Here is a 24,107-nt window from a genome sequence, read left to right on the forward strand (position 1 = left end):
GGAGCGGGGACATACCGACCCCGGCTTCAGCCGACGCGCTTTCCAAGTACGAGAATTCGGGTGCGCATGGCATTGACCCTCCCTCTGGCGGGAGGTCGATGTCAAGTAGGTGGGACGGGCGTCTCATTATGTGAGCCTCTAAGGGTGACCATCGAGCCACTGGGTGAGCCACCGGCCAAGGCCGGCTGGGCCAGCACGCCCGGTACTGGGAACGTACCGCGCACGAGGGCGCGCCGCAGCCTGTATTCGTCGAGTGGCCCGGAGAAGGCGATTCCCTGGCCGTGGGTGCACCCCATCGAGCGCAGCGCCATCACCTGCTCGGGCAGGTCCACCCCGTCGGCCACGGACTGCATGCCGAGGTCGTTTGCGATCCGCAAGAGCCCTGCGGTGATCTTGTGGAGGCGGGCCGACTCGACCACGCCCTCGACCAGGCCGCGGTCCAGCTTGAGCATGTCGACGGGCAGGCGGCGAAGGGCGCTGATGGCCGCGTAGCCGCTGCCGAAGCCGTCGAGGGCGATCAGCACGCCGAGCCTGCGCAGGGCCGCCAGACGCCGCTCCAGCTCGTCGAAGGGGACCCTGGGGTCGTTGTCGGCGAGCTCGATCACCAGCGAACCGGAAGGCAGCCCGTGGCGGGTCAGCAGGGCTTCCACCGAGGCCGCCGGCGCATCCCGGTCCAGCAGCCGTTCGGCGGTCATCCGGACGGCCACCGGGACGTCGTGCCCGGCCCGGTGCCGCTCGGCGGCCGCCTCCACGGCCTCCTCCAGCAGCCAGCGCCCCAGCTCGGCGGCGCGTACGGACGCGGCCCCGGCGAAGGCGCCCGGGGCGCCTTGGGATGCGGCGCGCGTGCCCTCGCCGGCCTCGGCGACGCGCAGGAACTCGGCCGGGGTGAAGAGGATCCCCTGGGCGGAGCGCCAGCGGGCCTGTGCGGCCACCGCCGTGACCTCCCCGGTGGCCAGCGACACCACGGGCTGGTGGAGCAGGGCGAACTCGCCCTCGTGGAGCGCGGTGCGCAGCCGGCCGGCCAGCTCCGCCTTGCGTACGACTTCGGTCTGCATCTGCGGCGCGTACAGCTCGACGCGGTCCTTGCCGCCCGCCTTGGCCCGGTACATCGCCAGATCCGCGTTGCGCATCAGGTCCGAAGGGGTGATGCCCGGATCCGCGAAGGCCACCCCGATGCTGGCGGCGACGCGTACCTCGCTCCCGGAGATCCGGTACGGCTGGGACAGCGTGGCGCGCAGCCGGTCGGCGATCTCGCGCACCTGGTACTCGCGGGCACTGCGGTCACGGCTGCCGTCACCGACGATCAACGCGGCGAACTCGTCCCCGCCGAGACGGGCCGCCGTGTCACCGGCCCGGACGGAGTCCTGGAGGCGGCGCCCGGCCTCGACGAGCAGTTCGTCGCCGGCCTGGTGCCCGATGGTGTCGTTGACGGCCTTGAAGCCGTCGAGGTCGATGAAGAGCACGGCGGTGCTGTGGTCGCCGGCCCGGCGGCCGGTGAGGGCCTGGCGGACGCGGCGGGTGAACAGGGCCCGGTTGGGCAGGTCGGTGAGGGCGTCGTGCTCGGCGCTGTGCTGCAGCTGGGCCTGGAGGCGGACCCGCTCGGTGACGTCCCGGCTGTTGAGGATGAGGCCGCCCTGGTGGCGGTTGACGGTGGACTCCACGTTGAGCCATTCGCCGGCGCCCGACTTGAACCGGCACTCGATGCGGGTGGTGGGCTCCTCGGCGGGCGGCGTGGCGAGGAAGCGGCGTACCTCGTGGACCACGCGGCCCAGGTCGTCGGGGTGGATCAAGGCGGCCAGTTCGGTGCCGACGAGGTCCTCCGCCTCGCGGCCGTAGACCCCGGCGGCGGCGGGGCTGACGTAGCGCAGCGTCCCCGTGGGCGCGGCGATCATGATGACGTCGCTCGAACCCTGGACCAGGGAGCGGAAGTGGTTCTCCTTCTGGGCCAGTTCCTGGGTGAGCGCGATGTTGTCGAGGAGCATGATGCCCTGGCGGATGACGAGGGCGAGCACGACGGTGCAGCCGGTGAAGACGACCACGCGGTCGACTTTGCGGCCGTCCACGACGTTGTACAGGATGCCCAGCGTGCAGACGGCGGCGGCGAGGTACGGGGTGAGGGCGGTCAGCGACCCGGTGATGGGACGGCTGACCGGGCGGTCTCCCCCGGGGTGCCGGGCGACGACGGGCGCCGGGTGGCTGCGCCGGGCGCCCCAGGGCGCGTACGCGAGCAGCAGCGAGCCGGCGAACCAGCCGGCGTCCAGCAGCTGACCGGACTTGTACTCGGCGCTGAGCAGCGGTGAGGTGAACAGCGCGTCGCTGAGCACGGTCAGGGCCAGCGCGGAAATGGCGGTGTTGACGGCGGACCGGTTGCTCTCGGAGCGCCGGAAGTGCAGCACCAGGACTATCGAGACGAGCGCGATGTCGAGGATCGGGTAGGCGAGGGTGAGCGCGGCGCTCAGCACGCTGCTGGGGGTGCCCGACTGGGCGGTGCGCGCGGCGTTGGCGAGGGCCAGGCTCCACGACAGGGTCAGGAGCGAGCCGCCGATGAGCCAGGAGTCGAGCCCGAGGCAGACCCATCCGGCACGGGTGACCGGGCGTTTGGCGAGGACGAGCAGGCCCACGATCGCGGGCGGCGCGAAGCAGAGGAAGGCGAAGTCGGCGAGCGAGTGCTTGGGCACCTCGGCGCCGAGAACCACCTCGTACCAGCCCCAGACGGCGTTCCCGCATGCACCCATGAGGGACGAGAAGGCGAAGAGCAGCCACGCGGGGCGCTCGCGCGGGTCGATGGTGCGCGCGTATCCGTAGCAGGAGACGGCGGCGAGTAACGCGGCCCCGCTGAGCCCGAAGTCGCCCATGAAGTCGGCGACTTGTTTGGATCCCCAGCCGAGGGCGGATCCGACGGCGTACCCGGCGCAGGCGCCGGCGAGGAGCAGCTGCATCGCCAGACCCCTGCCCCGGCCTCCGCCGCCGCCGGGCGGGCGGGTCAGGAGCGCGGCGCCCGGGGCGCTCACCGGTCCCCCTCGCCGACTGGTTCCGGTACACCCCGTCGTCGCTTCCGGCGGCTTTGCCGCAGCGGATCCTTCGTCCATTGGCCGTGCATCGCCCGTCGCCCCCCAAATGGTCCGATCACTCCCCAGCGCCAGACGTTCGTGGCGCAGCCCCTTCTTCCGGACGATACACCACTTTCGTCACTCAGCGACATAGAGCATCTACTCTCCGTGACCAGCGAGAGGGTTGTGACCACTGCGCGCACCCGCACGAACGCGCATGGTCACCATCCTGCCCTCAGTCGGTGATCAACACCGTGTTCTCCACGGGTTCCCCCGCGGCGAAACGGGTGAGCTGGCGGGCTACGAGGCGCTTCGCCCGTGGCTCGAAAGCGCTGCTGCTGCCGCCCACGTGAGGCGTGATCAGGAGGTTCGGGGCGTGCCAGAGCGGGTGTCCGGCGGGCAGCGGTTCCGGGTCGGTGACGTCGAGCGCCGCCCGCAGCCGTCCCGCACGCAGCTCCGCCAGCAGTGCCCCGGTGTCGACGACCGGTCCGCGGGCCACGTTGACGAGCAGGGCGCCGTCCTTCATGCGGCCGAGGAACCCGGCGTCCGCCAGGCCCCGGCTCTCCTCGGTCAGCGGCGTGCACAGGATGACCACGTCCGCCTCCGGCAGCAGCCGGGGCAGGTCGGCGAGGGCGTGCACCGGACCGCGCGGCACCGAGCGGGCCGAGCGGGCGACGCGCGTGATCCGCCTGCATTCGAACGGATCCAGGCGGTCCTCGACGGCCGCGCCGATCGACCCGTAGCCGACGATCAGGACGGACTTGTCGGCGAGCGCCTCGTAGAAACCGGAGCGCCACTCCTCGCGGTCCTGGCCGCGCACCATGCCCGGGATGCCGCGCAGGGACGCGAGGATCAGGGTGAGGGCCAGTTCGGCGGTGCTCGCCTCGTGGACGCCGCGCGCGTTGCACAGCCGTACGCCGGAGGGCAGGCCGGCGACGCCGGGGAGGACGTGGTCGATGCCGGCCGTCAGGGTCTGCACGACGCGCACCGCGGGCATGCCGGCCAGGGGGCGCAGGGTCACGGCCGGGGACTTCATGTAGGGCGTCACGTAGAAGACGCAGGGCCGCGGGTCCGCCGGGAACCGCTCCTCGCCGTCCCAGAGCCGGTAGCGGAAGCAGTCGGGGAGACCATCGACGTCTTCGGCGGGGAAGGGGAGCCAAACGTCCCCGGTCGTTGCAGTCATGATCACGAGGCTATGCGAAGGCATCGGGATCAAGCCGTTAGTTTGAGGGCCGGACCGGGAGGGGGACGCAGGGGTGGAGCGCAGGTCGATCGGGGCGGGACCGCTGACGGTGGGCGCCATCGGGCTCGGCTGCATGCCGATGAGCTGGGGGTACGCACCTTCGCACCGGCGGGGCGAGGAGTCGCTGCGCACCCTGCACACGGCGCTGGACCTGGGGGCCAGCCTGCTGGACACGGCCGACGTGTACGGGCCGTACACCAACGAGCTCGTGCTCGGGCGCGTGCTGCGGGAGCGGCGCTCCGATGCCTTCGTGTCCGCCAAGGTGGGGCTGCGGGCGGGTGAGCAGCACGTGGTGGCCGACGGCCGGCCGGGGTACGTGCGGCGGGCCTGCGACGCGTCGCTGCGGCGGCTGCGGACCGACGTCATAGACCTCTACCAGCTGCACCGGGTGGATCCCGACGTCCCGGTGGAGGAGACGTGGGGCGCCATGGCGGAGCTGGTGGGGGCGGGGAAGGTGCGGGCGCTCGGGTTCTGCGCGCTGGGGGCGGCGGCCGGCCCGGGGGCGGGTCGGCGCGGGGACCGGGAGTACCGGGCGACCGTGCGGCACCTGGAGCGGGCGCAGCAGGTGTTCCCCGTGAGCGCGGTGCAGGCGGAGCTGTCGGTGTGGTCGCCGGAGGCGGCGTGGCAGCTGCTGCCGTGGTGTGCGGCCCGGGGGGTGGGGGTGCTGGCGGCGATGCCCCTGGGCAGCGGGTTCCTGACGGGGACGCTGCGGCCGGGGGCGGGCTTCGAGCCGCAGGACGTGCGGGCCCGGCACCCCCGGTTCACGGCGGAGGCGATGGCCTCGAACCAGGTACTGGTGGCGGGGCTGCGGCGGGTGGCCCTGCGGCACGGGCCCGAGGTGACCGCCGCGCAGGTGGCGTTGGCGTGGGTGCTGGCGCAGGGGCCGCACGTGGTGCCGGTGCCGGGCGCGGACCGGGCGCACTGGGCGGCGGAGAACGCGCGGGCGGCGGAGGTGCGGCTGACGGCCGACGACCTGGCGGAGATAGCGGGGCTGCCGGCGGCGGTGGGGGCCTGGGACTGAGCGGGCCCGCTCAGGGGCGCCCCCGGCCCTCCCGGCCGGCGCTCCGGGGCCGCTCCGGGGCCACTTCCGGGCCGTCCCCGGGCCGCTCCCCGACCGCCCGGACATCCACTCGATCGAGTGTACGAGCGGTGGAACTTCGGGTAGGGCCGTGGCTGTTGAGTCAGATGGAAGGGCACAGTCGGAGGGCCGGAGGGGAGCAGGGCGATGCGATACGGACAGGGACCGGCGGGGGCGGCGCGGGGCCGTGAGCGGGCACGAGGGTCCGGGAGGGTGCCGCCACCGCACCTGCCTTACGAGGGCCCGCGCGCCCGGCCGCGAGGAGCACTGGCGGCTTTCGCCCTGGCGGGGTGCGGGGCCCTGCTGGCGGCCGGGTGTTCACCGCCGGGCGGCTCCACCGCGCGGCCGGGCACCTCACCACCGGACGCGGCGCCCACCGCGCGGGCGACGGCGGCCTCGGGCGGCCCGTCCGGTTCCCCGCAGTCTCCGGCGCCGCCCGCGAAGGGGTCGGTGACCGTGACGGGTGAGGTCGCCAAGGGCCTGGAGTCGCCGTGGGGCGTGGCGCCATTGCCGGAGGGCGACCTGCTGGTGGCGTCGCGGGACAAAGGGACCATCAGCAGGGTGCGGGTGGGCACGGGCACGGTGACGCAGATCGGCGAGGTGCCGGGGGTGGCTCCGGGCGGCGAGGGCGGACTGCTGGGCCTGGCCCTGTCCCCCTCCTTCGCCTCGGACCATCTGGTGTACGCGTACTTCACGACCGAGTCGGACAACCGCATCGCCCGGATGCGGTACGACCCCGACCGTGCACCCGGACAGCAATTGGGCGCTCCGGACACCATCTTGCGGGGCATCCCCAAGGGCGTCATACACAACGGCGGCCGGATCGCTTTCGGCCCGGACAAGATGCTCTACGCCGGGACCGGGGAGACGGGTGACACCGGGCTGGCGCAGGACAAGAAGTCGCTCGGCGGGAAGATCCTGCGGATGACCCCGGACGGTCAGCCGGTGCACGGCAATCCGGAGCCCGATTCCGTCGTCTACTCCTACGGCCACCGCAACGTGCAGGGACTGGCCTGGGACCAGGACAAACGGCTGTGGGCGACCGAGTTCGGGCAGCACACCTGGGACGAGCTCAATCTCATCGAGCCGGGCGGCAACTACGGCTGGCCCGAGGCCGAGGGGAAGGCGGGCAGACCCGGCCTGCGGGATCCGGTGGCGGTGTGGAAGACGGATGAGGCCTCGCCGAGCGGGATCGCGTGGGCGCAGGGCTCGATCTGGATGGCGGCCTTGAAGGGCGAACGGCTGTGGCGGATCCCCTTGTCGGGGGCGGCCCCGGTGGCGCAGCCGGAAGCCTTCCTCCAGGGCACTTACGGCCGCCTGCGGACGGTGGTGGCCCTGGGCGGGGACAGGTTGCTGCTGGTCACCAGTGAGACGGACGGGCGCGGGTCGCCGTCCGCCGGTGACGACAGGGTCCTGACACTGACGGTGCGGTGACCGCTCCCGGGGCGGTCGGCCCAGCCATCACGGCCGGCTGGGTACCGCCGGGGCGGGCGGGGCCGGGTGGAGGGCCGGGCCGAACAGCCGCAGCCGGTGGGCGAGGGCAGCCGCCTCACCCCGGCCGGAGACGCCCAGCTTGGCCAGGATGTTCGAGACGTGCACGCTCGCCGTCTTCGGGGAGATGAACAGCTCCTCGGCGATCTGCCGGTTGGTGCTTCCCGTCGCGACCAGCCGGAGCACGTCCCGCTCCCGGCTGGTCAGGCCGAGCGTCTCGACCGGGTCCGCCTCCGGTGCGGCCGGCTGCCCGGCCGGTTCGGGGGCGGTGAGGGGGAGCCGGGCCCGCTGCGCGAGCAGCACCAGGCACTCACTCAGCCGGCGGGCGCCCAGCCGCTCGGCGGTGGCGTAGGCGTCCCGGACCAGGCACGCGGCCCGTTCGCGGTCGCAGCCGGCCGCCAGCCGGGCCTCGGCGAGCCGGTGGCGGGCGCGGGCCAGCAGGTAGGGGCGGTCCAGCGGGGCGATCGCCTGCACGACCGAGGTCCAGTCGCGGACGGTGTCCTTGCCTTCGGCCCGGCGCAGCTCGGCGCGGAGGTACTCGGCGTGGGCGGCCCACACCGGCACCGGGGTGGCCAGGTTCCGGGCGGCTGCGCGCAGGGCGTCCACGGCGGCGTCGCGGCCGGCGTCGGCGGCGGGCAGGCCCCGGGCGTCGGCTTCCGCGGTGGCCGCGGCGAGGAGCAGCGGCCAGGCGTAACGGTGGTGGCCGAGCGGGAAGCCCGCGGCGATCGCCTCGGCGACCTCGGTGCGCACGTCGGCGATCCGGCCCTCCCCCGCGGCCAGTCCGACGGCGAGGCGGTACAGGGGTATCCGGTGCTGGGGCTGGGTGTCGTGCGTGCCGAAATGGGCGTGGGCCGCGGCGAGCTGCGTCGCGGTCTCGCTCAGCTCGCCCCGGGCGAGGGCCAGGTAGGCCAGGCGGGCGGCGCCGGAACCGCGCGGGGCGGCGCTCTGGCCGACCCGCAGGGTGCGCCGGGCCGCCTCTGCGGCCTCGTCCCAGCGGCCCAGGCTGTAGAGGCTCTCCGCCATGTTCCCGAACATCCAGGCCTGGATGTCCAGCATCCGGGCCCGGCCGACGAGTTCGACCCCCTGCTGGGCCAGTTCCACGGCCTCGGCGGACCTTCCCAGACTCTCCAGCTGGGAGCTGAGGTTGATGTGGGCCCGGCCCGCCAGCATGAAGTAACCGCGTGCGGTGGCCCGTTCCTTCACCTCGGCCATCACCGCGAGGCCCCGGTCGCGTTCCCCGGAGTCGGCGAGCAGGGAGCCCATGGTGATGCGGGCGTTGAGCTCGATCTCCTCGGCGCCCACCATGTGCGCGTACTCGACGGCGCGTTCGGCGGCCTCCAGGTTGCCGGGGCCGGGGTTGTGGAGCATGCCCCAGCCCGCGGCCCGGACCAGGACCTGGGCGTGGACGTGGGAGGGGGGCAGTCCCTGGACGAGCTCCTGCGCCTTGGCGAGCTCCTCCCACCCGTCGCCCCGGCCGAGGCCGGCGACCAGGGAGGAGCGCTCGGCCCAGAACCAGGCGGCCCGCAGGGGGTCCTGGTCCTCTTCGAGGAGCCTCAGCGCCATCTTGGTGATCTTGAGGGCGCGCTCGCGTTCGCCGCCGAACCGGGCCGCGACGGTCGCCTCGGCGAGCAGGTCGAGCCGGGCGAGCGCGGTGGTGGCCGGGTCGCAGCCGCACGGAGGGTACACGTCGGTGTAGTCCACCGGGCGCAGGGCGTCGCGGACCTCGGCGGGGGCGCTCTCCCACAGGTCCAGGGCGCGTTCCAGCAGCCGCAGCTGCTCCGAGTAGGCGTGCCGGCGCCGGGCGGCCACCGAGGCGGCGAGCACCGCGGGAAGCGCCTTCGCCGGATCGTTGGCGTGGTACCAGTAGGTGGCCATCCGGATGACCCGCTCCTCGGCGCGGACCAGCGAGTCGTCGGCTTCCATGGCCTCGGCGTAGCGGCGGTTGACGCGGGCCCGCTCCCCGGGCAGCAGGTCGTCGCTGACGGCTTCGCGCACCAGCGAGTGGCGGAACCGGTAGCCGTCCCCGTCGGGCGTCGCGAGCAGGATGTTGGCTCCGACGGCGGCCCGCAGGGCCTCGATCAGCTCGTCCTCGGTGAGTCCGGCGACGGCCCGCAGCAGTGGGTACTCGACGGTGGAGCCTCCCTCGGCGACGAGGCGCACCACGCGCTGGGCGGCGTCGGGCAGCACCTCGACCCGCACGAGCAGCAGGTCGCGCAGGGATTCGGTGAGCCCGGCGTGGCAGCCGCTCGCCCGGCAGGCGACGAGCTCCTCGACGAAGAAGGCGTTGCCGTCGGAGCGTTCGAAGACGGAGTCGACGAAGCTCTCGTCGGGCTCGGTGGCGAGGATCCCGGCGAGCTGGCGGCGTACCTCCGCCCGGTTGAAGCGGGACAGCTCGATCCGCTGGACGGTACGGAGGCGGTCCAGTTCGGCGAGGAGGGGCCGCAGCGGGTGGCGGCGGTGGACGTCGTCCGCACGGTAGGTGGCGACGACGACGAGACGCCCGCTGTCCAGGGTGCGGAAGAGGTAGGCGAGGAGGTGCCGGGTGGAGGTGTCGGCCCAGTGCAGGTCCTCCAGGACGAGCACGATGGTGCGGTCCGCGGCGAGCCGCTCCAGCATCCGGGCCGTCAGCTCGAACAGCCGGGCGGTGCTCTCCTCGTCGTGCGGGCCGCGGGGGGTGTCGCCGAGTTCGGGGAGGATCCGGGCCAGTTCGTCCTGCTGGCCGGCGGCCGCGGCGGTCAGCTCGTCGGGGAGCCGGCGGTGCAGACTGCGCAGGGCGGTCGAGAAGGGGGCGAAGGGCAGCCCCTCCGCCCCGATCTCGACGCAGCCTCCGACGGCCACCACGGCCCCTCGGCGGGCGGCCGTGTCGAGGAACTCCTCGGTGAGGCGGGTCTTGCCGACCCCCGCCTCTCCGCCGATGAGCAGGGCTTGCGGCTCGTTTCCGGCGGCGCGCGTCAAAGCGTCGACGAGTGCGGCCAGTTCATCGGCTCGGCCGACGAACACCGGGCTGACAGATCTGGTCTCCACGGCGTCGAGCATCGCACAGGGGTGCTGCCCTGCGGCACTCGTTATCGGTGCGCTCGTCATGTCGGGTCAGTGGAGCCGGTGTGCGGGGCGGTTCACGCGGCCGGTGTGAAGCGGCTGCGTTGGCTCGTCACCACCGTCCCTCCGGATTCCCGGCTCCGTGAGGAGGCGGCGCGGCGCGCCTTCCTGGCCTCGCGGACCAGCCGGTAGTTGTCGGCCTCGCGGATGAGGTCGGCGCGGCGGGCGGTGGCGATCTCGTAGGCGAACATCTCGTACTCCCTGGTTGCGTTTCTCGGGCACCTCGTTCGGTGTGGTCCAAGATTCGCGTCCCAGGGGGTACCAGCGCATCGGGCGCATGCCGCATCTGTACGGGCCGGGGTGCCTTAGGCGGGGGCCGTGGATGCCTGAGGCGGGGTGCGGAAGGGGTGAGGGGGCTCTAAGACGGTGCCTAGTCCCCCGCTCCCGGCGGTGTTCTCGGGTCCGGGCAGGACCTGGGCCGCCTCCTGCGGAGACGGCCTAGCCGACGGGCTGGGCGGGGGCCGTCGGGACGGGGAGGAGGACGTCGAAGTACATGAGCGCGAAGAGCACGATCCCGAGGGCGGCGAGGGCGACGGCCGCCCAGGCGACGGACCTGACCCAGGTGGGGAGGGTACGGCCGGGGGCGCCGAACGCCGGGCGGGCCAGGACGAAGACGGCCACGAGGAGCGCGATGGTGGCGAGGACGCCGTTGACGAGCGCGGTCGCGTGCCACGGTGAGCTGTAGAGCGCGGCGATCTTCTCGTTGTTGTCGGCCCCGGCGCTCAGGTCGAGCTGGTTCGCCAGGTTCTCGCGCTCGGCGGCGACGCGGGAGACCCAGCTGCCGGAGAGGGCGACGGTGCCGAGCGCTGCGGCGACGACGGCGCTCGCGGCCGCTCCGACGCCGCCGGTGCGCTCCTCGGACGAGTCCGTTCCGCCGGCCGCGTGCGCCTCGTCGGTCTCGTCCACCGCGTCCGTCTCGTCATCGGTCTCGTCCACCGCGTCCGTCTCGTCCGCCTCGGCGGCGACGTCCTTGTCCAGGACGACGGGCTCGCCGGCCGTGGTGTCGGCCGCCGTCACGTCCTCGGGGGTCTCGGTGGCGGCGTCGGCGGGGGCGGGGGTCTTGGTGGTCTCCATGCGGGGCACCGTAGGCGGCGTTTCTGAGAGGTTCCTGAGAACCACCGCTCCGCATCGGCCCAGGTGGGCGCCCGCGGCGGGGCGCGGCTAGCGCCCGGCGGTTTCCGGCCACTCGGAGGCCAGCACCGCCCAGATCTCGGTGTCCTGACGGACGCCCCGGTGCGGGTAGCTCTCCCGCAGCACCGCCTCCCGCCGCATCCCGAGGCGCTCGGCCACGGCGAGGCTCTTGTGGTTGGCGGCGGAGGCCCGCCACTCCACACGGTGCATGCCGCGTTCCCGGAAGGCCCAGTCGATCAGGATCCGGCAGGCCGCCGTGACCAGGCCCCGGCCGGCCGCGGCGGGCTCCAGCCAGCAGCCGGCCTCACAGTTCCCGGTCTCCGTCTCGAAGATCCGGAAGAGGACCCCGCCCACGAGCTTCCCGTCGACCCGGATCCCGTAGAGCCGTCCGCCGTCGGCCGCCGTCTTCTGCGCGTAGCCGGACAGGAAGGCGCGTGCCGAGTCGATGTCGGTGACGAAGTCGGCGAGCTTGATGTGCTCACCGATGTACTCGCGGCCGCGGTCCATGTGCGCGAGGAACTCCTCGGCGTGCCAGGTCTCCAGCGGGAACAGCTGGGCGTCGGCGGCGAGGTCTATCGAGAACATGGGGCTCTTCCTTCGGATCGGTCGGACCGGTCGGGCGGTCGGTCGGCCCGGTCGGCCCGGTCGGTCGACCCGGGGTCACCGGGACGCGGTCGCGATGTCGGCGGCGGAGGGGGTGCCGGTACCGCCCCGCCGCGCCGGAAGTGTCGCACGGCCGCGGCATTCGGGCGGCTCGATGCTGAGGCGCGGCAGCCGGCGGTCCAGCCACGCGGGCAGCCACCAGTTGGCGCCGCCGAGCATGTGCATGAGCGCGGGGACCAGCAGCGTCCGCAGGACGAAGGCGTCGAGCGCGACGGCGGACGCGAGGGCGATCCCGAACATCGCGATGAGCCGGTCGCCACTGAGGACGAACGCCAGGAAGACGGAGATCATGATGACGGCAGCCGAGTTGATCACCCGGCTGGTCTCCGCGAGTCCCACGCGTACGGCGCGGCGGTTGTCGCCGGTCTCCAGCCACTCCTCGTACATCCGGCTCACCAGGAAGACCTGGTAGTCCATGGAGAGCCCGAAGAGCACCGACACCATGATCACGGGGAGGAACGGCTCGATCGGGCCCGCCCGGCCCAGGCCGAGAAGCTCGCTGCCGTAGCCCCACTGGAAGACGCCGACGACGATGCCGAAGGAGGAGACGACGGCCGCGACGTTCATGGCGGCGGCCTTGACCGGGATCCCGACGGACCGGAAGGCCAGCAGGAGCAGTACGCAGCCCAGGGCGATGACCACTGCGACGAAGAGCGGCAGTTTTCCGATGATCACCTCGGCGAAGTCGTCGAAGGAAGCGGTCACCCCGCCGACGTGGGCCTCCATCGAACTGCCCCGGGCGGCACGCGGTATGACGTCCTGGCGCAGCCTGTCGACCAGGGCGCTGGTGGCTCGGGACTGGGGCGCGGAGTCCGGTACGACGGTCAGGACGGCGGTGTCACCGCTCCGGTTGAACACGGGCGGGGCGGCGGAGGCCACGCCCTTCGTGGTGCGCAGCGCGTCGGCGAGCCGGTCCACGGCGATCCGGTCGCCGGCGCCGTCGAGCCGGGCGACGACGGTGAGCGGCCCGTTGGTCCCGGGACCGAAGCCCGGGGCGGGCGACGCGGGCGCCGCTTCCCGCGCGGGGCTCCCGGCCAGCAGGTCGTAGGCCTTGCGGGTGGTGGAGGTCGCCGGGTCGTTGCCCTGGTCGGAGGTGCCGAGGTGCAAGGAGGCGGTGGGCAGCGCCAGCACCACCATCACGGCCGCGGCGACGAGTCCGAGCAGCTTGGGGTGCCGTTCCACGAAAGCGGACCACCGGGCGGCGAAACCGCCGGCCGCCCCGGGCCGCGGCCCCTCCAGCGCCAGCCTGCGGCGCTCGCGGCGCGAGAGGGCGCGCGGGCCGATGACCGACAGGAGGGCGGGGAGCAGCGTGAGCGACGCGGCCACGGTGAGGAGCACCGTGAGGGAGGCCGCGATCGCGACGCCGTCGAGGAAGTCGAGCCGCAGCACGAGCATGCCGAGCAGCGCGATGCAGACGGTGGCCCCGGCGAAGACCACGGCCCGGCCGGTGGTGGCGACCGCGTGCGCGGCCGCGTCCTCCACGGGCAGGCCGCGGCCGAGGCCCTTGCGGTGCCGGGTGACGATGAACAGTGCGTAGTCGATGCCGACTCCCAGGCCCACGAGCGTGCCCAGCATCGGGGCGAAGTCGGCCACGGCCATGGCGTGCCCGAGAAGGGTGGTGGCGAAGTAGGCGGTGCCCACGCCGACCAGGGCGGTGGCGATGGGCAGCAGGCTCGCTGCGAGGGAGCCGAAGGCGAGGAAGAGGACGACGGCCGCGATGCCCACGCCGACGGCCTCGGCGTAGTGGGCGCCGGGCGCCTAAGTCAGGGCGATGGCGCGGCCGCCGAGTTCCACCTGGAGCCCGTCCGTCTCCGTGGCCGGGTTCTTGGCCGCGCGGACGACGGCCTCGGCCTGGGACTTGGGTACGGAGTCGGCCTGGAGGTCGAAGGTGACGACGGCGTAGGCGGTGCGCCCGTCGGGGCTGATCTGCGCGGCCTGCCCGGGGTGGGAGCCGTAGGGGCTGCTGACCGATCCGACGCCCGGCAGGTGCGAGACCGCCTCCAGCGCCGCCGTCATCCGCCGCTCGACGGCGGGGCTGCGGGCCGTCTGGTGGCCGGGGGTCCGCCAGACGATGGTGTCGGTGTCACCGCCCTGGCCGTGGAAGCCCTCGCGCAGGAGGGCGGTGGCCCGGCCGGACTCGGTCCCGGGGACCTCGTAGTCGTCGGAGAACGCCGATCCGGCGGCTCCGGCGGCGATCGCCGTCCCGACGAGGGCGAGCAGCCAGATCAGGACGGTGGCCAGGCGGTGCCGGACGCACCACCGTGCGAGTGCTGCCAACGGACGTGCTCCCTGTGGTTCGGATCTTCACGGGAGACAGCCCGTCGCAAAGAACGCCTGAACGCGTGAAGGCCCGGCCGGGGTTCCGGGCTTCGCCGGTTCCGGGTTTCGCCGGTTCCGGGTTTCGCCAGCGCGTACGCCGGGGCCCTACGGTCCACCTTCAAGGATCGCAGCGGTTCGTGATCGTTGGTCCCTTTCGTGCGCATCGTCACAAGCAGCCGGTTCCGGAGCCGGGACCCGATGCGGGGCCGTCTCCTCCGGCAGGCCCGGCGACGGCGCTTCGGCCCGGTACCCGGGGACCGAGGGCCAGCGGACCGTGAGGACCACCGTGTCCTCTTCCGCGTACCAGGAGTGGTCGACGCCGCGACCCCAGACGACGTAGTCGCCCTGTTCGGCGAGGACGACGCTGCGGCCGGGGAACTCCAGCCGGAACCGCCCGCTGATCAGCACCTGGAGCGCGGTGCGCTCCTCTCCGGTGACCCACTGCGCCCGCTCGTCGCCCTTGGGGTGGACGCCCCACTTGATCTCCACGTCCTCGCTGTGGCGGGGATCGCCGGGCGCCTTGAAGTGCCCGAGGAGCCAGCCGCGGTCGGCGGCGGCATCGGGAGCCGCCTTGCCGGTGTAGACGGCCGGGGCGGGAGCGGGGGGCGTCGAGTGGTCGTTCACGGGGCGAGGCTAATGCAGTTGTGCGGGGCGGCCGGCCAGTGGTGGGCTGGGCGGATGGAGACTGCGATGGATCGTGACGACCTGTTGGAGGTGCGCGCCCTGTACGACGCACAGATGCGCCGCGGGGCACAGCCCGACTCGGACCTGGCGCGGGTCGAGCGGGTGGGCGCCGTCGTCCGGTATACGACGCCGGGGCGGCAGGGCTGGAACGGCGTGCTCTGGTCGGAGCTGGACGAGGGGAACGCGGACGCGGAGATCGCGGCGCAGATCGCGCACTTCGGGCAGCGGGCGCGCAGCGGGCAGCCGGCGGACTTCGAGTGGAAGCTGTACGACTACGACCGCCCGGCCGACCTGGCGCAGCGACTGCGCGCGGCGGGCTTCGTACCGGAGCCGCCCGAGACCCTGCTGGTGGCCCGTACCGCCGACCTGGCCCGGCTGCCGGTGGAGCCGCCGGAGGGGATCACCCTGCGGGTGGTGCGGGACGAGGCGGGCGTGGACCTGATGATGGAGGCCCATGCCCGGGCCTTCGGCGTCGAGCGCCCGCGCATCCGTGAGCAGATCCTCGGCCTCCTGCGGGAGCGGCCGCAGACCATCGAAGCCGTGGTCGCCATGGCGGGCGAAACCCCGGTCAGCGCGGCCCGGATGGAGATGGTCCCGGGCTCCTCCTTCGCCGGCCTGTGGGGCGGCGGCACGGCCCCCGAGTGGCGCGGTCGCGGCATCTACCGCCTGCTGGTCGCCCACCGCGCCCGCCTGGCGGCGCAGCACGGCATCCCCTACCTCCAGGTGGACGCGTCGGCCGACAGCCGCCCGATCCTGGAGCGCCTGGGCTTCCGGGTGCTGGGGACGACGGTGCCGTACGTCTGGCAGGGCTGAGGGGGGCCGGGGACGCCCGGCGGTCCGGCCAGCCCACTAAATTGCCTTCCGTCCGCGGGGCCGCGCGGGGCAAGATCCGTACATGGAACGCATCCCACCCTCTCCGATCGCCTCCGAGCGCGAAAGCCTGCGCGCCTACCTCGACTTCCACCGCGCCACCCTCGCCATGAAGTGCGAGGGCCTGTCCGACGAGGAGCTGCGCCGCCAGGCGTCGCCGCCCTCCACGCTGTCGCTGCTGGGCCTCGTCCGGCACATGGCCGAGGTGGAGCGGCAGTGGTTCCGGCGCATCATCGGCGGCGCCGACGTACCGCACGTGTGGTCGGACCGGCACGACTTCCAGGCCGCCTACGACGCTTCGTCCTCCACCCGCGCCGAGGCCTTCGCGGCCTGGGAGGCGGAGGTCGAGCACTCGCGCGCCGTGGAGGCCGCCGCCGACTCCCTCGACGTGCGCCGCTACGTCCCCCGGTGGGAGGCGGAGGTCTCGCTCAGGCACCTGATGCTGCACATGATCCTCGAGTACGCCCGTCACAACGGCCACGCCGACCTCATCCGCGAGGCGGTCGACGGCACTGTCGGCGTCTGATCCCCTGCCCCTATAGTGGTCCCGACATTAGGGAAGCCTTACCTAAGCCACTACCGCGGGGGTACCCCAGCATGCGCAGCACGGACGACGCGGAGCTCTACCGCGACAGCTGGGGCGTCCCCCACCTCCGCGCCGGTGACCACCACGGCCTCGCCCGCGCCCAGGGCCGCGCCACCGCCCTGGACCGGGCCTGGCAGATCGAGGTGGAGCGGCACCGCGCCCAGGGGTCGAGCGCCGCGTTCCTCGGTCCCGGGGCCGTCGCCTGGGACCGCTTCGCGCGCCAGGCCCGGCTCGACGACACCGCGCGCCGCTGCCACGACTCCCTCGACCCGCAGACCGCCGCCTGGGTGGGGGCCTACGTCGACGGCGTCAACGACGGCCTCGCCGAAGGAGCCGCCCGCGACGAGCGGTTCGCGCGCACCGGACACCGGCCCACCCCCTGGGAGCCGTGGGTCCCGCTCTCCCTCTGGATCGCCACCCACATCCTCTTCGCAGGCTTCGCCACCAAGCTCTGGCGCGAGCGCGTCGCCCGCGCCCTCGGTGACGACGCCGCCACCCTCTTCGCCACCGACGGCCCCGGCACGGCCGGCAGCAACGGCTGGCTGGTCCCCGGGGAGCGCACCGCCTCCGGAGCGGCGATCATCGCGGGCGACCCCCACCGGTTCATCGAGGACCCGGGGGTCTACCAGCAGATACGCCTCTCGTGCCCCGAGTACGACGTCCTCGGCCTCGCCGTCCCCGGCGTCCCCGGCCTCGCGCACTTCGGCCACACCGGCAGCGCCGCCTGGGCCATCACCAACGCCATGGCCGACTACCAGGACCTGTACGTCGAGCAGTTGCGCCCGGCCGCCGACGGCGACGGCGTCGAGGCGCTGGGCCCGCACGGCGCCTGGGAGCCCGTCCACCGGCACACCGAGACCCTCACGGTCGCCGGCGCCGACCCCGTCACCGTCGAGGTGCTCGAAACCCCGCGCGGCCCGGTGATCACGCACACCCCCGCGGCACAGCAGACGCTCTCCCTGCGCTACCCGCCCCGCGTCCGCCGCGACCTCGGCTTCGCCGCCCTCCCCGCGCTGCTGCGCGCCCGCACCGTCGCCGACATCGACCACGCCCTCGACGGCTGGGCCGAGCCCGTCAACGTGGTGCACGCCGCCGACACCGGGGGCGGGCTCCTGCACCGCGTCGCCGGAGCCGTCCCGCTCCGCGACCCGGCCAACCGGCTGCGTCCCGTGCCCGCCTGGGAGGCGCGGTACGCGTGGCAGGGCTGGGCCACGACGCCCGCCGAACCCGTCCAGGGCTTCGCCGTGATGGCGAACGCGCGCGGCATCGCCTCCCCGCTCGGCGTGGAGTTCGCGCCCCCGCACCGCGCGAACCGCATCCGCGAGCTGCTCTCCGGCTCGGCCGACTGGTCCCCGGCGGCGATGGCCGACGTACACCGGGACACCCACCTGGCTTCGGCCGAACCCCTGCTGGCCCTGCTGCCGGGGCTCGACGGCCTCTCCCCCGGCGCGGAGCGGCTGAGGGAGCGCCTGCTCGCCTGGGACCGGCACATGGAGGCCGGCTCCACCGACGCCACCGTCTTCGCGGCCCTGCGGACCGCGACCGTACGCCGCTTCGCCGCAGACCCCGTCTTCGTCGGCCTGGCCGACGCGCCCACCGCCCCCGAGGTGTTCCACCCCTGGCTGTACCTCGTCCCGCGCGTCGGCTACGCCCTGGAGGGGCTGCTCACCACCTCCCTGCTGCCCGGCCTGGACCGTGCCGCCCACGTCCGCGCCGCCCTGGAGGAGACCGCGGCCGCGCACACCGCCGACACGCCCTGGTCGCAGGTGCACCGCCTCGCCCCGTGGTCGGCGCTCCCGGACCCGGACGTGCAGTGGCCCGGGCTCGGCGGCGACCACGACTGCGTGAACGCCACCAGCTCCGTCCCCGGCGTGACCGACCTCGCCGGCCGCGCGTCGGCGGCCCGCTACGTGTGGGACCTGGCCCGGCGCGAGGACAGCCTCTGGGCGGTCCCGCTGGGTGCGGACGGCGTCACCGGCTCCCCCCACCACCGCGACCAGCTCCCCCTGTGGGCGCGCTGCGCACTCGTCCCGGTCGTCACCGACTGGGCCCGACTCACCAAGGAATCCGCATGACCGCCCCCTCCGGCGCCCCCACCACCCGGCAGCCCGTGTTCACCCGTTCCGTCGAGGGCTTCGGCACCGTCACGCTCACCCCCGTCGACCCGGCCGCCGACTCCGCCCTCATCCACAGCTGGGTCATCGAGGAGCGGGCCGCGTTCTGGGGCATGGCCGAAGCCAGCCGCGAGCTGGTCCAGGAGATATACGAGGACGTCGACCGCCGCACCACCCACCACGCGTTCCTCGTCCGGCGGGACGGGGAGCCGGTCGCACTGTTCCAGACGTACGACTGCGCCGAGGACCGGATCAGCGAGTGCTACGAGGTCGAGCCGGGCGACGTCGGCATCCACCTGATGCTCGGCCCCGCGCACGGCGCCCCCGAGCACGGGTTCAGCGCCGCCCTGGTGGGGGTGTTCACGGCGTACCTCTTCACGGACGCGGGCGCCCGCCGCCTGGTCGGCGAGCCGGACGTGCGCAACGGCAAGGTGATGGCCTTCCTGGAACGTTCCGGTTTCGTCCTCGGGCGCGAGATCGAGCTCCCCGAGATCGACCTGCCCGAGGTGTACCTCCCGGCGAAGCGGGCCCGGCTCGCGTTCCTCGACGCCCCGGAAGGACGCTGACCGCTGCCGTCGCCCTCCCGGCGGCAAACTCACCGTTCCGATTGACCGTGTGATTCAGGCCACGCCAGACTGACCTCTCATCAGACCTGTTCCGCTGGGGGGAAATTGACCAGCCAGAATCTGCACATCGGACCGGATTCCGCAGCCGACCGCTACCGGCTGCTCCGGTCCATCGGGCGCGGCGGGGAGGCCGTGCTCTACCTCGCGGAGATCGAGCTCGCCGGCAGCAGCGAACCGGTGGTCGTCAAGGTGCTCGACTCCAAGACGACCATCACGCCGGACGTCTTCGACCGGATCAGCCAGAAGTGGAACGAGCAGGCCGAGCTGCTCCGCTTCGTCCACCGGCCCGGTGTCGTCGGCGTCCGGGAGCACTTCGAAGGGCCGCCGATCCACCGGCCCGGGGAGTCGGGGACCCTGACCGGGCGGGCCCTCGTCCTCGTCATGAACCACGTCGACGGGCTGGACCTGCGCGACTGGCGGGCCGAACGGACCCTCACCACCGCCGCCGAGCGGCGCGAGGTCATGCGCACGCTGGAGCAACTGGCCGACGTACTGGACTGGCTGCACTCGGGGAAGGCGACCCCCTCCGGGCGGCAGGTCATCCACGGGGACCTCTCCCCCGGCAACGTCATGGTCGACGCCCACGGACAGGCGACCCTGGTGGACTTCGGCCTCAGCAAGCTCACCGCCGACCACCAGACGGCCGAGGTCTGGTTCACCCCGGGCTACGCGGCTCCCGAGGTCTTCGACGGCAAGCGGACTCCGGGGACGGACCGGTACGCCTTCGGGGCCATCGCCTACTTCCTCCTCAGCGGGGAGTCCCCGCCCAGCTCACCCGAGCAGCTGGCCCGGGCCGTGCAGGCGCTGCCGCAGATCGCGGTGCTGGACGCCGAGCAGCGGAGCCGGATCACCGCGATCTACGCCTACGACCCGGCCGAGCGCCCGGTGAGCCTGACCGGCTGGATGAAGGAGGTCCGGCACGCGGTGGTGTCCACGACCGGCTCCACCTCCCAGCGGGCCACGGCCGCACAGGACGCCGTCCCGCCCAGGCCGGTGGCGGCGCCGGTCGTCCCGCCCCAGCCCGCCGCACCACCCGTCGCCGCCACGCCACCCGCCGCCGCACCACACGCCGCCACGCCACCGGCCGCGTACGCGCCCACGTACGCACTGCATTCGACTCCGCCCCCGGAGCCGGCGCGGAAGAAGAAGCGGCCCGGGCTCGTCCTGGGCTCGGTGGCCGCCGTGCTGGTCATCGCCGCGCTGGCGGTGATCGGCGTACAGCTGCTCCAGCACGACGACAAGGGGCGGGACAAGGCGACCGCCAACAGCAAGGCGGACGGCACCGCCTCCGACGAGACCACCGCGGAGGAGACACCGTCGCCCACCCCGTCACAGAGCGAGAGCGACGGGGTCGTGGCCGACCCGACCGCCTCGGGTACCAAGCCGGCGGGTGTCGCGCCGGGCATCAAGGCCGCCGACCTGACCGTCATGACGCCCGTGGACTCGCTGGGCGACTTCACCGTCGGCGCGGCGAAGATCAACACCCAGCAGTACGGCGCGGCCTTCATCGCCGACCTGGGCTGCAACGGCGACGCGATCGCGGAGTTCGACCTCAACCGGGAGTGGAAGTCCCTGGACCTCACGGCCGGGATCGATGACGGCTCCACCCACGAGAAGGGCCGCGTCAGCATCTCGCTCGACGGGCAGCCGGCCGCCTTCTCCGAGCTCGTCGAGCTCGGCAAACCGATCACCAAGAAGGTGGACGTGAGCGGCGCCCTGCGGCTGCGTCTCAAGGTGGACGCGGGGTGCGACATGGGCAAGGTCGTCATCGCCGCCCCGCAGCTGACGCGCTGAGGCGAAAGGGCGGCCCCGCACCGGGATTCCGGTGCGGGGCCGCCCTTTCGTCCGCGTACGGGTCGTGCGGGTCGTGCGGGTCGTGCGGGGTCTACTCCGAGACGCCCAGGCGCTCCAGGATGAGCTCCTTGACGCGCGCCGCGTCGGCCTGGCCGCGCGTGGTCTTCATGACCGCGCCGACCAGGGCGCCGACGGCCGCGATCTTGCCGCCGCGGATCTTGTCCGCGATGGCGGCGTTGCCCGCGATGGCCTCGTCCACGGCCGCGCCCAGCGCGCCCTCGTCCGAGACGACCTTCAGGCCGCGCTTCTCGACGACCTCGTCGGGGGTGCCCTCGCCGACGAGGACGCCCTCGATGACCTGACGGGCCAGCTTGTCGTTGAGCGAGCCCTCGGCGACCAGCGCCGCGACCCGGGCGACCTGCGCCGGGGTGATGGGCAGCTCGTCGACGGAGACGCCCTGCTCGTTGGCGTTGCGGGCCAGCTCGCCCATCCACCACTTGCGCGCGGCGGCCGAGTCGGCGCCCGCCTCGATGGTGGCGACGATGGAGTCCACCGCGCCGGCGTTGAGGATCGACTGCATGTCGTGCTCGCTCACGCCCCACTCCTCGCGGAGCCGGTTGCGGCGTACGCGCGGCATCTCGGGCAGACCGCCCCGCAGTTCCTCGACCCAGTCGCGGGCCGGGGCGACGGGGACCAGGTCGGGCTCCGGGAAGTACCGGTAGTCCTCGGCGTTGTCCTTGATGCGGCCGGCCGTGGTGGAGCCGTCCTCCTCGTGGAAGTGCCGGGTCTCCTGGATGATGGTGCCGCCGGAGGAGAGCACCGCCGCGTGGCGCTGGATCTCGAAGCGCGCCGCCCGCTCCACGGAGCGCAGCGAGTTGACGTTCTTCGTCTCCGAGCGGGTACCGAACTTCTCGGTGCCGTGCGGCCGCAGCGACAGGTTCACGTCGCAGCGCATCTGGCCCTTGTCCATCCGGGCCTCGGACACGCCGAGTGCCTTGATGACCTCGCGCAGCTCGGCGACGTACGCCTTGGCGACCTCGGGGGCCCGCTCGCCCGCGCCCTCGATGGGCTTGGTGACGATCTCGATGAGCGGGATGCCGGCGCGGTTGTAGTCCAGCAGGGAGTGGGACGCACCGTGGATACGGCCGGTGGCGCCGCCGACGTGCAGCGACTTGCCGGTGTCCTCCTCCATGTGGGCGCGCTCGATCTCCACGCGGAAGATCTCGCCGTCCTCCAGCTGGACGTCGAGGTAGCCGTTGAAGGCGATGGGCTCGTCGTACTGGGAGGTCTGGAAGTTCTTCGGCATGTCCGGATAGAAGTAGTTCTTCCGGGCGAAGCGGCACCACTCGGCGATCTCGCAGTTCAGCGCGAGGCCGATCTTGATGGCGGATTCGACGCCGATCGCGTTGACGACCGGCAGCGCGCCGGGCATGCCGAGGCAGACGGGGCAGGTCTGCGCGTTGGGCTCGGCGCCCAGCTCGGTCGAGCAGCCGCAGAACATCTTGGTCTTGGTGCCGAGCTCGACATGGACCTCCAGGCCCATGACGGGGTCGTACGACGCGAGGGCGTCCTCGTACGACAGCAGTTCGGTGACGGTCACAGTGAAACTTCCCTCTCAGCCCAGCAGGACGTCGTCGTCGCCGAGGCGCTTGAGCTCGCGGTACAGGATCGCGAGCCCGGTGACGATGGCGGCGGCGGACACAACGGCGTCGACCAGCTTCAGCGTGTCGTTCTCGGTGCGGGCCTTCTTGGCCTGCTTGATCACGCTGATGGCACCGAAGGCGGTGGTGCCGATCGACAGGTACGTACCGGACTTGGACTTCTTGAAGCCCTTGGCCTTGGACAGTGCGCTACCACTCACAGCGACGGAGCCTCCTCAAGCAGCGGGTGACCCCAGCGCGCGGTGAAGGCGGCCTCGACGGCGGCACCGACCTTGTACAGCCGGTCGTCCTTCATGGCGGGGGCGATGATCTGCAGTCCGACCGGCAGGCCGTCCTCCGGTGCCAGGCCGCAGGGGAGCGACATGGCGGAGTTGCCGGCCAGGTTGGTCGGGATGGTGCACAGGTCGGCGAGGTACATCGCCAGCGGGTCGTCGGTGCGCTCACCGATCGCGAAGGCGGTGGTCGGGGTCGTCGGGGAGACGATCACGTCCACCTGCTCGAAGGACTTCTCGAAGTCCTTCGAGATGAGCGTGCGCACCTTCTGGGCGGAGCCGTAGTACGCGTCGTAGTAGCCGGAGCTGAGCGCGTACGTGCCGAGGATGATGCGGCGCTTGACCTCGTCGCCGAAGCCGGCTTCGCGGGTCAGGGCGGTGACGTCCTCGGCGGACAGGGTGCCGTCGTCGCCGACGCGCAGGCCGTAGCGCAGGCCGTCGAAGCGGGCCAGGTTCGAGGAGGCCTCGGACGGGGCGATCAGGTAGTACGCGGCCATGGCGAGGTCGAAGGACGGGCAGTCCAGCTCGACGATCTCGGCGCCGAGTTCCTTGAGGAGCTCGACCGACTCGTTGAAGCGCTGGACGACACCGGCCTGGTAGCCCTCGCCCGCGAACTGCTTGACCACGCCGACGCGCATGCCGGCGACGGAGCCGTTGCGGGCCGCTTCGACGACGGGCGGGACCGGGGCGTCGATGGAGGTGGAGTCCATCGGGTCGTGGCCGGCGATGACCTCGTGGAGGAGCGCGGCGTCCAGGACCGTGCGGGCGCAGGGGCCGCCCTGGTCGAGGGAGGAGGAGAAGGCGACCATGCCGTAGCGGGACACCGAGCCGTACGTGGGCTTCACGCCGACGGTGGCCGTGACGGCGGCGGGCTGGCGGATGGAGCCGCCGGTGTCCGTGCCGATGGCGAGGGGCGCCTGGAAGGCCGCGAGGGCCGCGGCGGAGCCGCCGCCGGAGCCGCCGGGGATGCGGGTGAGGTCCCACGGGTTGCCGGTGGGGCCGTACGCGCTGTTCTCGGTGGAGGACCCCATGGCGAACTCGTCCATGTTGGTCTTGCCGAGGATGACGACGTCGGCTTCCTTGAGCCTGCGCGTCAAGGTGGCGTCGTAGGGCGGGATCCACCCTTCGAGCATCTTCGAGCCGACGGTGGTCGGGATGCCGACGGTCGTGAAGATGTCCTTGAGCGCGAGCGGCACGCCGGCCAGCGGGCCGAGCTTCTCGCCGCGCTCGCGCTTGGCGTCGACGGCGCGGGCCTGGGCGAGGGCGCCTTCACGGTCGACGTGGAGGAAGGCGTGGACCTTCTCGTCGGTCGCCTCGATGCGGGCCAGGTGGGCCTCGGTGACCTCGACGGCCGTGAGCTCGCCGGAGGCGATCTTCTCGGCGGTCTCGGCGGCCGTGAGCTTGATGATGACGGTGTCAGCCATGG

16 protein-coding genes and 2 pseudogenes are annotated in these 24,107 nt (G+C 73.1%); 7 read left to right on the forward strand and 11 right to left on the reverse strand.

Annotated features, from left to right (window positions below; all coding sequences use genetic code 11):
- Positions 1 to 101: 101 nt before the first annotated feature.
- Together OG861_RS09785 and OG861_RS09790 are read right to left on the reverse strand one after the other, a co-directional pair.
- Positions 102 to 3,011 carry a putative bifunctional diguanylate cyclase/phosphodiesterase gene (locus OG861_RS09785; protein WP_443056617.1) on the reverse strand — a complete coding sequence of 970 codons (2,910 nt, stop codon included), beginning with the start codon at positions 3,009 to 3,011 and terminating at the stop codon, positions 102 to 104.
- A 274-nt stretch (positions 3,012 to 3,285) separates the two neighbouring features.
- Positions 3,286 to 4,233, reverse strand: coding sequence for a 2-hydroxyacid dehydrogenase (locus OG861_RS09790; protein WP_329198544.1), 948 nt, complete (start codon positions 4,231 to 4,233; stop codon positions 3,286 to 3,288).
- Positions 4,234 to 4,306: 73 nt separating this feature from the next.
- On the opposite strand from OG861_RS09790, the gene OG861_RS09795 reads away from it, so the two are divergent.
- Both OG861_RS09795 and OG861_RS09800 read left to right on the forward strand, forming a co-directional pair.
- Positions 4,307 to 5,314, forward strand: a complete 1,008-nt coding sequence (locus OG861_RS09795) for an aldo/keto reductase (protein ID WP_329198542.1) — start codon at positions 4,307 to 4,309, stop codon at positions 5,312 to 5,314.
- Positions 5,315 to 5,518: 204 nt separating this feature from the next.
- The gene (locus OG861_RS09800) at positions 5,519 to 6,805 is read left to right on the forward strand and encodes a PQQ-dependent sugar dehydrogenase (protein ID WP_329198540.1); all 1,287 of its coding nucleotides are present in this window, start codon (positions 5,519 to 5,521) and stop codon (positions 6,803 to 6,805) included.
- A 27-nt stretch (positions 6,806 to 6,832) separates the two neighbouring features.
- Here OG861_RS09800 and OG861_RS09805 read toward each other — a convergent pair whose 3' ends face one another.
- The 6 genes and pseudogenes from OG861_RS09805 to OG861_RS09830 form a co-directional block, all read right to left on the reverse strand.
- Positions 6,833 to 9,898 carry a helix-turn-helix transcriptional regulator gene (locus OG861_RS09805; RefSeq protein WP_329202470.1) on the reverse strand — a complete coding sequence of 1,022 codons (3,066 nt, stop codon included), beginning with the start codon at positions 9,896 to 9,898 and terminating at the stop codon, positions 6,833 to 6,835.
- An 80-nt stretch (positions 9,899 to 9,978) separates the two neighbouring features.
- Entirely contained in the window at positions 9,979 to 10,152 is a 174-nt protein-coding gene (locus OG861_RS09810; protein ID WP_329198538.1) for a hypothetical protein, read from the reverse strand.
- Positions 10,153 to 10,399: 247 nt separating this feature from the next.
- On the reverse strand, positions 10,400 to 11,035 hold the full coding sequence (locus OG861_RS09815) for a hypothetical protein (protein ID WP_329198536.1): 636 nt from the start codon (positions 11,033 to 11,035) through the stop codon (positions 10,400 to 10,402).
- 87 nt (positions 11,036 to 11,122) lie between these two features.
- A complete protein-coding gene (locus tag OG861_RS09820; protein ID WP_329198534.1) occupies positions 11,123 to 11,677 on the reverse strand; it encodes a GNAT family N-acetyltransferase in 555 nt (184 codons plus the stop codon).
- A gap of 75 nt (positions 11,678 to 11,752) precedes the next feature.
- Positions 11,753 to 14,032, reverse strand: a pseudogene (locus tag OG861_RS09825) (MMPL family transporter).
- A gap of 276 nt (positions 14,033 to 14,308) precedes the next feature.
- Positions 14,309 to 14,698, reverse strand: a pseudogene (locus tag OG861_RS09830) (signal peptidase I); the annotation flags it as partial.
- 66 nt (positions 14,699 to 14,764) lie between these two features.
- Between OG861_RS09830 and OG861_RS09835 the strand changes: the two are divergent.
- The 5 genes from OG861_RS09835 to OG861_RS09855 all read left to right on the forward strand — a co-directional run bounded on the left by OG861_RS09835 (position 14,765) and on the right by OG861_RS09855 (position 20,748).
- Positions 14,765 to 15,571 (forward strand): GNAT family N-acetyltransferase, encoded by an 807-nt coding sequence (locus tag OG861_RS09835; protein WP_329198530.1) that lies wholly within the window; start codon positions 14,765 to 14,767, stop codon positions 15,569 to 15,571.
- 82 nt (positions 15,572 to 15,653) lie between these two features.
- Positions 15,654 to 16,154, forward strand: a complete 501-nt coding sequence (locus tag OG861_RS09840; protein ID WP_329198528.1) for a DinB family protein — start codon at positions 15,654 to 15,656, stop codon at positions 16,152 to 16,154.
- Between the two features lie 71 nt (positions 16,155 to 16,225).
- Complete coding sequence (locus tag OG861_RS09845; protein WP_329198526.1) at positions 16,226 to 18,289, forward strand: penicillin acylase family protein; 2,064 nt, start codon at positions 16,226 to 16,228, stop codon at positions 18,287 to 18,289.
- The gene (locus OG861_RS09850) at positions 18,286 to 18,894 is read left to right on the forward strand and encodes a GNAT family N-acetyltransferase (protein WP_329198524.1); all 609 of its coding nucleotides are present in this window, start codon (positions 18,286 to 18,288) and stop codon (positions 18,892 to 18,894) included. The genes OG861_RS09845 and OG861_RS09850 overlap by 4 nt, the downstream gene beginning before the upstream one ends.
- A 105-nt stretch (positions 18,895 to 18,999) precedes the next feature.
- Positions 19,000 to 20,748 (forward strand): protein kinase domain-containing protein, encoded by a 1,749-nt coding sequence (locus tag OG861_RS09855; RefSeq protein WP_330261688.1) that lies wholly within the window; start codon positions 19,000 to 19,002, stop codon positions 20,746 to 20,748.
- Positions 20,749 to 20,839: 91 nt separating this feature from the next.
- Here the strand turns inward: OG861_RS09855 and gatB are convergent, their stop codons facing one another.
- Genes gatB through gatA form a run of 3 tightly spaced genes read right to left on the reverse strand, consistent with a single transcriptional unit; the run spans position 20,840 to position 24,105 of the window.
- Positions 20,840 to 22,348: an Asp-tRNA(Asn)/Glu-tRNA(Gln) amidotransferase subunit GatB gene (gene gatB / locus OG861_RS09860; protein WP_329198521.1), complete on the reverse strand. Its 1,509-nt coding sequence runs from the start codon at positions 22,346 to 22,348 to the stop codon at positions 20,840 to 20,842.
- Between the two features lie 15 nt (positions 22,349 to 22,363).
- On the reverse strand, positions 22,364 to 22,609 hold the full coding sequence (locus tag OG861_RS09865; protein WP_136214541.1) for a hypothetical protein: 246 nt from the start codon (positions 22,607 to 22,609) through the stop codon (positions 22,364 to 22,366).
- Positions 22,606 to 24,105 (reverse strand): Asp-tRNA(Asn)/Glu-tRNA(Gln) amidotransferase subunit GatA, encoded by a 1,500-nt coding sequence (gatA, locus tag OG861_RS09870; protein ID WP_329198518.1) that lies wholly within the window; start codon positions 24,103 to 24,105, stop codon positions 22,606 to 22,608. Before gatA ends, OG861_RS09865 begins: the two co-directional genes overlap by 4 nt.
- Positions 24,106 to 24,107 lie beyond the last annotated feature (2 nt).

Source organism: Streptomyces sp. NBC_00539, assembly GCF_036346105.1.
Classification (GTDB): domain Bacteria; phylum Actinomycetota; class Actinomycetes; order Streptomycetales; family Streptomycetaceae; genus Streptomyces.